The organism is Nonomuraea sp. NPDC050663 (assembly GCF_044456985.1).
Lineage (GTDB): Bacteria > Actinomycetota > Actinomycetes > Streptosporangiales > Streptosporangiaceae > Nonomuraea.
In genome coordinates, this window is sequence record NZ_JBITGL010000002.1 from 518886 (window position 1) to 531559 (window position 12674).

Annotated in this window: 11 protein-coding genes and 1 riboswitch; of the genes, 8 read left to right on the forward strand and 3 right to left on the reverse strand. The window is 72.2% G+C overall.

The genetic code is table 11. The annotated features are described in order from the left end of the window. Positions 1 to 34: 34 nt before the first annotated feature. From ACIBH1_RS07145 to ACIBH1_RS07165, 5 genes are all read left to right on the forward strand, one after another. Positions 35 to 883, forward strand: a complete 849-nt coding sequence (locus ACIBH1_RS07145; RefSeq protein WP_397312684.1) for a Gfo/Idh/MocA family protein — start codon at positions 35 to 37, stop codon at positions 881 to 883. A gap of 2 nt (positions 884 to 885) precedes the next feature. Beyond that, a riboswitch (cobalamin riboswitch) is annotated at positions 886 to 1006 on the forward strand. Between the two features lie 70 nt (positions 1007 to 1076). Continuing rightward, positions 1077 to 2045: an ABC transporter substrate-binding protein gene (locus tag ACIBH1_RS07150; protein ID WP_397312685.1), complete on the forward strand. Its 969-nt coding sequence runs from the start codon at positions 1077 to 1079 to the stop codon at positions 2043 to 2045. Positions 2046 to 2103: 58 nt separating this feature from the next. Continuing rightward, positions 2104 to 3099 (forward strand): FecCD family ABC transporter permease, encoded by a 996-nt coding sequence (locus ACIBH1_RS07155; protein ID WP_397313098.1) that lies wholly within the window; start codon positions 2104 to 2106, stop codon positions 3097 to 3099. Further along, complete coding sequence (locus ACIBH1_RS07160) at positions 3096 to 3869, forward strand: ABC transporter ATP-binding protein (protein WP_397312686.1); 774 nt, start codon at positions 3096 to 3098, stop codon at positions 3867 to 3869. Before ACIBH1_RS07155 ends, ACIBH1_RS07160 begins: the two co-directional genes overlap by 4 nt. Continuing rightward, a complete protein-coding gene (locus ACIBH1_RS07165) occupies positions 3866 to 4546 on the forward strand; it encodes an adenosylcobinamide amidohydrolase (RefSeq protein ID WP_397312687.1) in 681 nt (226 codons plus the stop codon). The genes ACIBH1_RS07160 and ACIBH1_RS07165 overlap by 4 nt, the downstream gene beginning before the upstream one ends. On the opposite strand, the gene ACIBH1_RS07170 is transcribed toward ACIBH1_RS07165, so the two are convergent. Together ACIBH1_RS07170 and ACIBH1_RS07175 are read right to left on the reverse strand one after the other, a co-directional pair. Further along, positions 4543 to 6117, reverse strand: a complete 1575-nt coding sequence (locus ACIBH1_RS07170; protein WP_397312688.1) for a hydantoinase B/oxoprolinase family protein — start codon at positions 6115 to 6117, stop codon at positions 4543 to 4545. The two genes, ACIBH1_RS07165 and ACIBH1_RS07170, sit on opposite strands and share 4 nt — an antisense overlap. Further along, positions 6110 to 8089 carry a hydantoinase/oxoprolinase family protein gene (locus ACIBH1_RS07175; protein WP_397312689.1) on the reverse strand — a complete coding sequence of 660 codons (1980 nt, stop codon included), beginning with the start codon at positions 8087 to 8089 and terminating at the stop codon, positions 6110 to 6112. Before ACIBH1_RS07175 ends, ACIBH1_RS07170 begins: the two co-directional genes overlap by 8 nt. Before the next feature lie 94 nt (positions 8090 to 8183). Here ACIBH1_RS07175 and ACIBH1_RS07180 point away from each other — a divergent pair, with 94 nt between their 5' ends. The 3 genes from ACIBH1_RS07180 (at position 8184) to ACIBH1_RS07190 (ending at position 11924) form a co-directional block, all read left to right on the forward strand. Continuing rightward, on the forward strand, positions 8184 to 9677 hold the full coding sequence (locus tag ACIBH1_RS07180) for a zinc ribbon domain-containing protein (RefSeq protein ID WP_397312690.1): 1494 nt from the start codon (positions 8184 to 8186) through the stop codon (positions 9675 to 9677). Beyond that, a complete protein-coding gene (locus ACIBH1_RS07185) occupies positions 9677 to 11191 on the forward strand; it encodes a serine/threonine-protein kinase (protein WP_397312691.1) in 1515 nt (504 codons plus the stop codon). Before ACIBH1_RS07180 ends, ACIBH1_RS07185 begins: the two co-directional genes overlap by 1 nt. Before the next feature lie 79 nt (positions 11192 to 11270). Further along, positions 11271 to 11924 carry a response regulator gene (locus ACIBH1_RS07190; RefSeq protein ID WP_397312692.1) on the forward strand — a complete coding sequence of 218 codons (654 nt, stop codon included), beginning with the start codon at positions 11271 to 11273 and terminating at the stop codon, positions 11922 to 11924. Here the strand turns inward: ACIBH1_RS07190 and ACIBH1_RS07195 are convergent. Beyond that, a complete protein-coding gene (locus tag ACIBH1_RS07195) occupies positions 11873 to 12568 on the reverse strand; it encodes a hypothetical protein (RefSeq protein WP_397312693.1) in 696 nt (231 codons plus the stop codon). The two genes, ACIBH1_RS07190 and ACIBH1_RS07195, sit on opposite strands and share 52 nt — an antisense overlap. Between the last annotated feature and the right edge of the window lie 106 nt (positions 12569 to 12674).

Consider the following 12674-nt stretch of genomic DNA (forward strand, 5'->3'; position numbering starts at 1 on the left):
GGCCGCGGACATGAGTACGCCATACTCAAAACTCGTGGAGCCAGTATCTGTGGGTTTGGTGGGGGCGGGTCCGTGGGCTGAGCTCGCGCACGCGCCGATGTTGAAGGCCGGTCCGCACACCCGCCTGGCGGGCGTGTGGGCGCGCAGGCCCGAGGTGGCCGCGCGGCTGGGCGTGCCGGTCTACGAGCGGATCGAGGAGCTGTTCGAGGTCTGCGAGGCGGTCGCGTTCTGCGTGCCGCCCGGCGTGCAGGCGGAGCTGGCGGAGCGGGCGGCCAGGGCGGGCAAGGCCCTGCTGCTGGAGAAGCCGCTGGCCGACTCGCTGGAGAACGCCGAGCGGCTGGCCGGGGTGATCGCCGAGACGGGCGTCGCCTCGCAGATGATCCTCACCATGCGCTACGCGCGGGCGACCAGGGAGTTCCTGGCCGCCTGCCGGTCCATCGAGCCGCTCGGCGGCCAGGCGATCAGCGTCTCCGGCGCCCTGCTCGGCGGCGACTTCGCCACCCCGTGGCGGCTGGAGCGCGGCGCGATCCTCGACGTGGCGCCGCACGTGGTCGACCTCATGGACGCCGCGCTCGGCACGATCACCTCGGTGCGCGCTCACGGCGACCCGCTGCGCTGGGTGGGCCTGCTGCTGGAGCACGAGTCCGGCGCGGTCTCCGAGGTGTCGTTGTGCCAGGCGTCCAAGGCGGAGACGCAACGATTCGTCATCGTCGGCCGCGAAGGACTGGTCACCCTCGGGCACTCCGACGACGACCCGCTCGACGTCGTCGCCGAGGAGTTCGCCCAGACCGTGCGGCAGGGCGGCGGCCACGAGCTCGACGCCCGGCGCGGTCTGCACCTGCAGCGCATCCTCGCCGACGCCGAGAGGCAGCTCTTGACGTAAGACCACTTCGGAGAATTGATAGCGTTTGTCTGACGCGCAGAGCTGCAGCGAAGTCCGGTGCGAATCCGGCGCTGTCCCGCAACTGTCATAGCCAGGTCGCCTGCCTCCGCGCTGACGTCATCAACCCTCGTGGAAAAGGGTGATCCGTCGCTTCAACGCGGGTCTCTCGGTTCCAGCAGTGAAAGGACTACTCGTGAGACCCGTAGGAAAGGTCTTCGCGGGCCTGATGCTGGGTGCCCTCGCTCTGGCCGGTTGCGGCCAGAACAGCGCGAGCGCGCCCAGCCCGTCGGCCTCCGCCGCCACTTCCGCCCCGGCCCCCGCCCCCTCCAGCGAGGCCCCGGCCGCCGCCTTCCCCGTGACGGTCGAGGCGGGCAACGGCTCGGTCTCCATCGCCAAGAAGCCCGAGCGGATCGTCTCGCTGTCGCCCACCGCGACCGAGACCCTCTTCGCCATCGGCGCGGGCGCCCAGGTCGTCGCCGCCGACGACCAGTCGAACTTCCCCGCCGAGGCACCCAAGACCGCGCTGTCGGGCTACAAGCCGAACGTCGAGGCGATCGTCGCGCACAAGCCCGACCTCGTCGTCGTCGCCAACGACACCGACAAGATCGTCGCCGAGCTGGGCAAGCTCAACGTGCCCGTGCTGCTGGAGCCGGCCGCCATGAAACTGGAGGAGGCCTACGACGAGATCCTCGACCTCGGCGCCGCCACCGGCAACGGCGACCAGGCGGAGGAGCTCGTCAACACCATGAAGAGCCAGCTCACCGAGCTCGCCCAGGCCGCGCAGAAGGACAAGAAGCTCACCTACTACCACGAGCTCGACCAGACCCCCTACGCCGCGACGTCGACCACCTTCATCGGCCAGATCTACTCCCTGTTCGGCCTGGAGAACATCGCCGACAAGGCGCCCGACGCCGCGGGCGGCTACCCCAAGCTGTCGGCCGAGTTCGTCGCCCAGGCCGACCCGCAGCTGATCTTCCTGGCCGACGTCAAGTGCTGCCAGCAGAGCAAGGAGACCCTGGCCAAGCGGCCCGGCTGGTCGAAGCTGTCGGCGATCAAGAACGACCAGGTGATCCAGCTCGACGACGACATCGCCTCCCGCTGGGGCCCGCGCATCGTCGACCTGGCCAAGAACATCGCCGACGCGGTGGGGAAGGCCGCCTGATGCTCGCGGCCGACCGGCCCCGCCAGCGGGAGCCGCGGTGAGCCGGGTCCGGCCGCTGATGGCGGCCGGGGCCGTCGTGGTCCTGGCCGCCTCGATGATCGCCGGGCTGCTCGGAGGCGCGGCGGACATCTCCCCCTGGCAGGTGGTCCTGCAATGCCTGGACTGGCTGCCCTTCGTCGACGTCGACTCCGGCCTGGCCCCGGTCGAGCAGGGCCTGCTGTGGGAGCTGCGGCTGCCCAGGGTGCTCATCGCCGCCGCCGTCGGCGGCCTGCTGGCGATCGCGGGAGCCGGCTACCAGGGCGTCTTCCGCAACCCGCTCGCCGACCCCTACCTGCTGGGCGCGGCGGCCGGGGCCGGGCTGACCGTCACCCTCGTCATCGTCGCCTTCCCCGGCGCGCCCCTGTCGATCCCGGTGGCGGCCTTCGCCGGCGCCATCGGCGGCGTCATGCTCGCCTACGCGCTCGGCAACACCGCCGGGCGGTCCGGCGGCACCGCCACCCTGGTGCTGGCCGGAGTCGCGGTCACCTCGTTCCTGACCGCCATCCAGACCTTCGTCCAGCAGCTGAAGGTCGAGGAGCTGCAGCGCATCTACGCGTGGATCATGGGCGATCTCGGCGGCGGCTGGGACCAGCTGGCCCTCGTCCTGCCGTACGCCCTGGTCTCGGCGGTCGTGATGCTGCTGCACGGCCGCATGCTCGACGTGCTGTCGGTGGGCGAGGAGGAGGCCGTCAGCCTCGGCGTGCGCGCCTCGCGGGTGCGGCTGGTGGTGCTGCTGGCCGCCTCGCTGGCCACCGCCGCCGCGGTCGCGGTGAGCGGGCTGATCGGCTTCGTCGGCATCGTCATCCCGCACGCGGTGCGCCGCGTGTTCGGGGGCAGCTACCGCGTCGTGCTCCCGATGTCGCTCATCGTCGGCGCCGCCTTCCTGGTGGTCGCCGACCTGTTCGCGCGGACCGTCATGGCGCCCGCCGAGCTGCCCATCGGCGTCGTCACCATGTTCGTGGGAGCGCCCTTCTTCGTCGCCGTGCTCCGTACGACCAGGAAGGTGTCGGTGTGATCTCCGTCCAGGGGCTGTCGGTGACGCTCGGGTCCCGCGAGGTCCTGCACGACGTGCGGGCCGACGTGGCGCGCGGGGAGTGGCTGGCGGTCATCGGGCCCAACGGCGCGGGCAAGTCCACGCTGCTGCGGGCGATCATGGGCCTGGTACGGCACGGCGGCACCGTCACGCTCGACGGCCTGGAGACTGAGACGATCAAGCCGCGCCGCCGGGCCAGGCTCATCGCCTACGCGCCCCAGTCGCCGCTGCTGCCGCCCGACATGACCGTCTTCGACTACGCCCTGCTGGGCCGCACGCCGTACATCCCCTATCTCGGGCGGGAGAGCCGCCACGACCGCGAGGTCACCGGCTCGGTGCTGGAGCGCCTGGACCTGACCGAGCTGGCCGCCCGGCCGCTGGCGCACCTGTCGGGCGGCGAGCGCCAGCGGGTGGTGCTGGCCAGGGCGCTGGCCCAGCAGGCGCCGATCCTGCTGCTCGACGAGCCGACCACCGCTCTCGACCTGGGACACCAGCAGCAGGTGCTGGAGCTGGTCGACCGGCTGCGGCTGGCCGACGGGCTGACCGTGCTCACCACGCTGCACGACCTCAGCGTGGCCGCGCAGTACGCCGACTCGCTGCTGCTGGTCGCCTCCGGGCGCGCGGCCGCCTCTGGACGGCCCGCCCAGGTGCTCACCGAGGCGCTGGTCTCGCGGCACTTCGGCGCCCATGTGAAGATCGAGCCGGGCCCCGACGGGCGGCCCGTCGTCCACCTGGTCAGGGGAGGACCGTGAACCTGTCGTACCGCGACGAGGACGGCGCCGAGCTCGGCGCGCTGCTGTGGGAGCTGGAGCCGGGCTGGCGGGCGATCTCGTCGGCCATGGTCGGCGGCGGCATCGGGCCGGTGTCGTGGGTGCTGAACGCCCAGGTCGTCGCCGGTTACTCGCGCATGGACCCGGTCGACCACCTGCTGTCGCTCGCGCCCGGCGGGCCGGGCGTCGGCATGATGACCGCCGCGTACGTCTCGCGCTACGTGGCGGTCGACGACGAGGACGTCTCCGTCGTGGCCACGGTCGGGCTGCGGGTGCCCACCTGGGCGGCCGCGCCCGCCGGGACGGCCGACCCCGAGCTGCGCCCGACACGGGTGGGGACGATCAACATCGTGGCCTTCCTGCCCGTCGCGATGTCGGACGCCGCGCTGGTCAACACCGTGATGACGGTGACGGAGGCCAAGTGCCAGGCGCTGGCCGAGGTCGGCTATCCGGGCACCGGCACCGCCTCCGACGCGGTGTGCGTCGCGGTGCGGGCCGAGGGGGAGCAGGAGCTGTTCGGCGGCCCGCGCTCGGTGTGGGGCGCGCGCCTGGCCCGCGCGGTCCACCGGGCGGTGCGCCAGGGCGCCGACGACTGGCGCAGGGTGGCCCAGCGCATCGACTACGAGCCGCTCGCCCGCCCGATCGAGCCCGCCCCCTAGCGGGGAGTGCCGAGCCCGCCTCCGCCCGTCGTCTCCACCACGAAGGCCTCGCCGGCCGCGAAGCGCACGTTGTTGGCCTTCGACGGCAGCCGCTCCAGCGTGCCGTCGAGATGCCGCTTGAAGAAGCCGCCGAGGCGACCAGGGGAGCCGCCGTCACGTCCCGGCGGCGCGTGCCTGAGCCGGTCGCCCCGGGTGGTCACGTGCGCGTCGGCCAGGAAGCGGTAGACCGTGCGCGACCCGCGCCCGCCCCGGTGGAGTCCCTCGCCGCCGGAGCCCTCGATGATCTCGATCGACTCCACGATCAGCGGGCAGCGGCTCTCGACCGGCTCCACCTGCGGCACCGAGTTGCGCCCGATCCCGAAGTGCACGCCCGTCGCGTCGGGCCCGTCGAGTCCAGGCCTGGCGCCGACTCCGCCGAAGTCGTAGGCGAGGTGGATCCAGTACGGCGCGCCCACCGCCGCGATCGAGAACGGCTGCAGGATGCCGCTGGGCGCGATGGCCCGCTCGGGCACCGCCTGCGACAGGGCCTGGAAGATGGCCTCCATGGCCGCGTAGATGGGGACGAACCGCCCGCCGCACGGGTGCGGGGGAGTGGCGTTCAGCAGCGAGCCGCGCGGCAGGTGGATGTCGATCGCGCGCAGGCACCCGTCGTTCATCGGGATCGTGGGGTCGAGGAAGCAGCGCACCCCGAACACGGCGGCGGCCAGCGACTGCGAGGCCGAGGCGTTGATCGCCGCCGGGACCTGGGGATCGGTGCCCGTGAAGTCGGCCAGGACACGCCCGCCCCCGATCTCCAGCGCGAGCCGTACGGCATGCGGCCTGTCGTGGTCGATGCCGTCGTCGTCGATGAGGTAGCTCGACTCGAACCGCCCCTCGGGCAGCAGCGCGATCGCCTCCCGCGTGCGCTCCTCGGTGTGGCGCAGGTAGTCGTCGACGCCCTCCTCCAGGCCCGCCTCGCCGTACTCGTCGATGAGCCGCTCCAGCCGCCTGGCCGCGACGGCCGTGCCCGCGATCAGCGCCCGCACGTCGCCCATCACCTTGTCGGGCGTGCGGCTGTTGGCGCGCAGGATCGCCTCGATCTCGCGCTCCACCCCGCGCGAGGTGGCCAGCCTGACCGGCGGGAGCTGCAGCCCCTCCAGGAAGATGTCGGTGGCCAGCGGCGCCATGCCGCCCGCCGACAGCCCGCCCAGGTCGGAGACGTGGATCATCGTGGCGGTGAAGTAGCGCGGGCTGCCGCCGACGAAGACGGGGCGGTAGACGAGCAGGTCGTTGGTGTGCACGCCGCCCCGGTAGGCGTCGTTGAGCGCGTAGACCTCGCCCTCGGCCATCGTGTGCGCGGGGATGTCCTTGAGCACCTCGGGCAGCGCGGTGGCCAGGGCCATGCTGTTCATCAGCGTGGTGGCCATCGACTGGGCGATCAGGCGCCCGCCTGCGTCGAGGACGGCGGCCGAGGCGTCGGAGCCCTCGACGATGAAGGTCGAGTAGGCCGAGCGCACGACCACGATGCTCGCCTCCTCGGCGGCGACCACCAGGGCGTTGCGCAGGACCTGCGCGGTCAGGGCGTCAGGCATCGCCGCCTCTTCTCAGGTGGACGGCACGCGTCCGGTCGGTGGCCGCCGTCCAGCCGGGCGGGACGACGATGGTGGACTCGGGGTCCTCGACGACGGCCGGGCCCGTGATGACGGTCAGGTGCTCCCTGGCCAGCACCGGGACGTCGACGGTGCCGCCGAGCTCGGGGAAGAAGGCGGGCCTGGTCGCGGGGACGGGCGGGGCGGCGTCGGGCGGCTGTGCCGGTGGCTCGGCTGGCGGCTCGGCGGGCGGCTCGTCGAAGTGGCGCGTCAGCCGCACCCGGTACGACACGACCTCCACGGCGCCCTCCTGCGCGATGCCGTACACCTCCTCGTAGCGGGCGAAGAACCTGCGCGCCAGCTCCTCCGGCGCCTGCGACCAGTCGACGGTCAGGTCGTGCGACTGCCCGGCGAAGCGCACGTCGGCGGAGCGGCCCACGGAGACGGACGGGTCGCCGAGCGAGACGCCGAGGTCGTCGGCGGCCGAGGCGGCGAGCGAGGCGAAGATCGCGGACGGGTCCTCGACCCCGAGCTGCGTGCGCACCCGCGAGGTCGACAACGACCCCGCCAGCAGGCCGGCCGCCGAGGCGACGCCGCAGTGCGCGGGCACGATGACGTGCGAGATCCCGAAGCGCTCCGCGACCCGGCACGCGTGCATGGGCCCGGCGCCGCCGGTGGCGACCAGGGACAGGCCGCGCGGGTCGACGCCCCGCTGCACGGTGACGACCTCGACCGCCGAGGCCATGGAGGCGCAGACGATGTCGTAGACGGCCAGCGCCGCCTCCTCGCGCGAGACCCCGAGCGGCCCGGCGATGCGGTCCACGGCCTTGTGCGCCTGGGCGGGGTCCAGGGGCAGGCAGGCCGTGCCGAGGTAGCCGAGCACCAGGTTGGCGTCGGTGACCGTGGGCTCGGCGCCGCCCAGGCCGTAGCAGGCGGGCCCGGGGGACGAACCGGCCGAGAGCGGCCCGACCCGCAGCGTGCCCGACGACAACCAGGCGATGCTGCCGCCTCCCGCGCCGACCTCGGCCAGGTCGACCGCGGGCGTCTTGATGGGCAGGCCGGTGCCCGCCCGGCGCCCGCCGAAGCTGCCCTTGCCGCCGACGTGGAACTCGTGGGTGATCGCGGGCCGCCCGTCGCGCACCACGCAGGCCTTGGCGGTGGTGCCGCCCATGTCGAAGGCGATGGCCGGCCCGTACGGCACAGCAGCCAGCGCCCCGGCGGCCGGGCCAGACTCGACGGTGGAGACGGCGCGCCGCGCGGCCAGGTCGGCCGAGACGACGCCGCCCGCCGAGTCCATCACGTAGACCGGGGCGGTGATCCCGAGCCCGGCCAGCGCCGAGCGCAGCCGCGACAGGTACGCGGTCATGAGCGGGCCGATCTGCGCGGAGACGATCGTGGTCGTGGCGCGCTCGTACTCTCGGATCTCCGGCCAGATCTCGCACGAGGCGACGACGGAGGGCAGATGCTCGCGCAGCACCCGCGCGACCCGCTGCTCGTGGGCGGGATTGGCGTAGGAGTGCAGCAGGCAGACCGCGGCCGAGGTCAGGCCGCGCTCCACGATGGCGCGGGCCGCCTGCCGCACCGAGTCGTGGTCGAGCTCCGTGAGCACCTCGCCGCGCGGCCCGACGCGCTCGGTCACCTCGAAGCACTCCACGTCGAGCCGCGGGGGAGTGAAGCGCAGGTCGTAGCGGTCCTCCTCGACGCGGGCGTAGCGTCCCAGGGGGATCAGGGAACGGAAGCCCCGGGTGGTGACGAAGGCGACGCGTGCCCCCTTGCCCTCCAGGATGGCGTTGGTCGCCAGCGTGGTCGCGTGGACCACCCGGGAGACGTCGATCGGGCCCAGTTGGGTAACACCGTGAACTATTCCGGCGATGGGGTCGTCGTGAGTGGTAAGCACTTTCGCGACTCGGACGGCGCCGGCGCTGTACACAACGTCGGTGAAGGTGCCGCCCACGTCGATGGCCAGGGAACCCATCGCAGTAAGGTAAAACACGTACCAAGCGCTTGTCTCCCTTGACTTACGCTTGGCGCTTGGGACCCTGGTCCTAGGCTCTGCAGGGGAGACAGAGATGGTCCGAGTCACCGCGTCAGCCACCGCATTGGCGGTCGTGCTCCTTGCCACGGGAGCGCTTCCCGCGACGGCTCACGAGCATCCCAGCGGGATCACCGACCTGGTGACCCCGTCGGTGGTGCGCGTCGAGGCCAGCCAACGCGTCGACATCACCCTCCTCGACCACGTGAGCGAAGTGGTCAAGGTCAAACGCAGCTACGACGTGCCCGTGGGTTCCGGCACCGGCCTCATCGTCAACCCCGAGGGCGCCGTCGTCACGCTGACGAGGATCGTCCAGAGCGAGCAGAACGCCGCGATCTACGCGGCCAACCGGATCTTCGCCGACCACCACAAGGTGAAGGTGCCGGCCGACTTCGCCAAGCACACGGTGAAGAACGACATACTCAACCACCACCTGCAGTCGTGCTACACGCCGGAGAAGGACACCTCGGCGTGCATCGTCGAGGTCACCCCGACCATCACGATCTTCCCCAACATCAACCCGCCCGACCCCAAGGGCTACGGCGCCGTGCTCACGCTGGCCGGCGACAAGCCCGACGCCCCCGCCGTGCTGACCCCGGTCGGCCGCGCCGACGGAGGCGTGGGCCTGCCCACCGCGCCGCTGGCCGACAAGGTGCCCGACCAGGAGGGCGCCCCCACCTCGATCGCCGGCTTCCTCGGCAAGCCCGCCGCCGATGTGAAGATCACCACCGAGATCGCCCACCTGGGCAAGGGCGGCGCCGCCGGCGAGGGCGGACGGCCCTTCTCCGACCCGCAGAAGAAGGTCGACGAGCCGGTCAAACTGGGCGCGCTCGCCGACAAGGGCCTGCTCGGCGCGCCGGTGATCGGCGACAAGGACGGCCACGTGGTCGGCATGCTGATCGGCGGCGGCAAGGACGCCCGCATGATCGGCGTGCGCGAGATCTCCGCGACCCTCACCAAGGCCAACGTCCCGCCCAGGCGCGGCGTGGTCGACGCGGCCTTCGAGCACGCCCTGGCCCGCTTCCACACCAAGTACTACGCCGAGGCCACCCCCGGCTTCCAGCACGTGCTCGAGCTCTACCCCGGCCACACGGTGGCCGCCGAGCACCTGAAGACCTCGCTGGCCAAGCGCGGCACCGCCGAGGACGCCGGCACCAAGCGGGTCGCCGCCCAGCCGGTCAAGGCCGCGACGCCGCTGTGGCCCTACATCGCCGCGGCCGCCGCCGTCCTGCTGCTGGCCGCCCTGGCCGGGGCCTTCCTGCTGTGGCGCAGGCGGCGCACCCCCGATCAGCCCGTGCCGCCCTCCGCGGTCACCACGCCTCCACCACCCCTGGCGCACACGCCGGTGCCCTACGATGAGGGTGCGCACGAGACGGTCGTGGTTCGCCGTTCGCAGCTGCAGGAGGCTCTGCAGCAGCAGCCACAGCCCGTCCTCACCGCGCAAGAGGCCATCTTCTGTACGGCCTGCGGGGCGAAGCTGGGCCGGGGACACCGGTTCTGCGGGTTCTGCGGTCACCCCAGCGAGACGTGATGCATGTGAACGAGCGCTCCCTCATCGGCCAGGAGGTGGCTGGCTACTACATCGAGGACGTCATCGGCAAGGGCGGCATGGCCGTCGTCTACCTGGCCCTCGATCCCCGGCTCAGCCGCCGGGTCGCGTTGAAGATCCTCAACCCGATCCTCAGCGTCGACGACCGCTTCCGCCAGCGCTTCATCCTGGAGTCGCGCACGGTCGCCAGCATCGAACACCCCAACATCATCCCGATCTACGAGGCCAACGCCGACGCCGGCGGCGTGCTGTACATCGCGATGCGCTACGTGGAGGGCCTCGACCTGAGGCGCTTCATCCACGAGCGCGGCCCGCTGCCGGTGGGCCACGCGCTGCCGCTGTTCGCCCAGATGGCGGCGGCGCTCGACGTCGCCCACCGCCACGACCTGATCCACCGCGACGTCAAGCCCGCCAACATCCTCGTCGCGGGCGACCACGTCTACCTCACCGACTTCGGCATCACCAAGCACCGCACCTCGATCTCCGGGCTGACCCAGACCGACCAGTTCATCGGGACCCCCCGATACATGGCGCCCGAGCAGATCAACAAGGAGGTCATCGACGGCCGCTGCGACCAGTACGCCCTGGCCTGCGTGGTCTACGAGTGCCTCACCGGCCGCTTACCGTTCGAGCGCGACAACGACATCGCCCTGCTCTGGGCGCACCTGGCCGAGTCGCCCGCGCCGCTGTCGCAGCTGCGGCCCGAGCTGCCCCCGGCCGTCGACGCGGTGATGATGAGGGCCCTGGCCAAGGCCCCCGAGCAGCGCTACTCCAGCTGCAGCGCGTTCGTCACGGCGCTGCGCGACGCCATCAGCGGCATCGCCCCCGCCACCGCCCCCACCCTCGGGACGGTGCCCGCGGTGCGCAAGCCGCCGGGCAGGCTACCGATCATCCTGGTCTCCGTCGTGGGCGCGCTGGCGGCGGTGGCGCTCATCCTGCTGCTGGCCCTGGGCGGGCTCGGCGGCGGCTCAGAACCCGAGTGGACCGCCTACGCCGGCAATCCGGGCGCGCCGGTGGCCTACGAGCATCCGGCCGACTGGACCGTCCGCACCCACGAGGACCTGTTCTCGGTGGCCTCGCCGAAGGCGCAGGAGTTCGAGACGCTCTTCTTCGCCGGTGTGGGCGCCGACTGGACCCCCGTCTCCGCGCTGATGAAGTCGGAGCCGGAGTCGGTCACCGGGCTCTACGTGCAGCTGGCCGACGGCATCGACTACAACGCCGACGCGGCCCAGCTGAAGGGGGCGCTCGACGCGATCCTGCCGGGCGAGGTGGAGATCGGCGTCAAGCCGGTCACCGACAGCCTCGGCACCACGACCGCGGCCCGCCGCTTCGAGGGCACGATGGTCGACCGCAAGAGCCGCACCTCCTCGCTGTCGTTCACCGGCTACGTCGTCGACCGGCCGGGCAAGCGGCTGCTCATGCTGTACTTCTGCGCGGGGACGGCCTGCAGCGACACCACCCAGGAGCGGATCAGGAGCAGCTCCCGGTTGATCTGACTTGCGGTTGACTTGTGGCGGGCTTGGCGGCGCCTCGTCGGCCCTGTCGCCGCGCCTCGCGCCCGAATACCCTCCCTACGTGGGTATTCGCGTCGTCATCGCAGACGATCAGGCCATGGTCCGGGTGGGCCTGCGCATGGTCGTGGACAACGAGCCGGACATGACCGTGGTCGGTGAGGCCTCCGACGGCCTGGAGGCCGTCTCCCTCGTGCGCCGCACCCGGCCCGACATCGTGCTCATGGACATCACGATGCCGCGCCTGGACGGCATCTCCGCGGCCGCGCAGATCCTCGACGAGCCGGGCGCGCCCCGCGTCATCATCCTGACCACGTTCGACACCGACGAGAACCTCTACGCCGCGCTGCGCGCCGGCATCAGCGGGTTCCTGCTGAAGGTCTCGCCGCCGGAGCAGCTCATCGAGTCGATCAGGGTCGTGCACACCGGCGAGGCGCTGCTGGACCCGGCGGTGACGGGCCGCGTCATCGCCTCCTTCGCCGGACGGGCGGAGGTCGCCCCGCCGCCCGAGCTCGACGACCTCACGCCGCGCGAGCTGGAGGTGCTGACGCTGCTGGCGCGCGGGCTGACCAATGCCGAGATCGCCCAGGAGCTGTTCGTCGGCGACGCCACGGTCAAGACCCATGTGGCACGGGTGCTGATGAAGCTGCACCTGCGCGACCGGGCTCAGGCGGTGGTCTTCGCGTACGAGGCCGGCGTGGTGCGGCCGGGCGCGTAGAGGGCGGCCCAGGCCTCGTCGCCCATGCGCAGGATCCGCACGCCGATCCAGCCCATGGCCACGACGGGAGCCCACCACAGGGGCACCGTCGCGGGGCCGTACGACACCGCGAAGCTGCCCAGGTAGCCCACGGCGGCCAGCAGCGGCACCCACCAGCCGACGAAGCCGGTCCGCCAGACGACCACCAGCAGCAGGGGTAGGCCGATCATGCCCAGGAAGATCCACGGCAGCTGGAAGCCGTAGGTCGGACCGGGCAGGGCCATCATCTCCTCGAAGATCCGCGCCGCCTCCTCGGGCGAGTGGTGCTGCCCGAGCCACCATTCGACCGGGTCGACGGTCAGCAGGCCGGACAGGCTCAGGTAGCCGATCACGGTGATCGAGCCGAGGATGTGGCCGCTCCTGGTGTGGGTGCGCCGGGTGAGGTGGACCAGCCCGATGACGGCGATGCCCATGAGCAGCCAGCTCCAGTGGTAGAGCACCGACTGCAGCTGGGCCAGGGCGGGGTTGTCGCCGAAGCTGACGGCCTCGCGGTCGTCGCCCCACGTTCCGGGGTCGACGGTGACGGCCACCGCCTGCAGGAGCGGGGAGACGATCAGCAGGGTGCCGGAGGCGATCCGGCGGAAGGTGATGTGGTCGGAAAACATAGAGCGCGACCGTAGCCGCGCCGGCGCCGCGCCGTCGTCCCCCGTCCGGCCTATTCGGCATCGTCCACCAGGTGGACACCTGGCGGACCACCCCCTCTTTGTGTGT

Bases quoted from the DNA above. Each gene is read 5' to 3' on its own strand.
- ACIBH1_RS07170 (WP_397312688.1), bottom strand. From the start codon at position 6,117: ATGCCTGACGCCCTGACCGCGCAGGTCCTGCGCAACGCCCTGGTGGTC.
- ACIBH1_RS07155 (WP_397313098.1), top strand. From the start codon at position 2,104: ATGGCGGCCGGGGCCGTCGTGGTCCTGGCCGCCTCGATGATCGCCGGG.
- ACIBH1_RS07195 (WP_397312693.1), bottom strand. From the start codon at position 12,568: ATGTTTTCCGACCACATCACCTTCCGCCGGATCGCCTCCGGCACCCTG.
- ACIBH1_RS07175 (WP_397312689.1), bottom strand. From the start codon at position 8,089: ATGGGTTCCCTGGCCATCGACGTGGGCGGCACCTTCACCGACGTTGTG.
- ACIBH1_RS07185 (WP_397312691.1), top strand. From the start codon at position 9,677: ATGCATGTGAACGAGCGCTCCCTCATCGGCCAGGAGGTGGCTGGCTAC.
- ACIBH1_RS07180 (WP_397312690.1), top strand. From the start codon at position 8,184: ATGGTCCGAGTCACCGCGTCAGCCACCGCATTGGCGGTCGTGCTCCTT.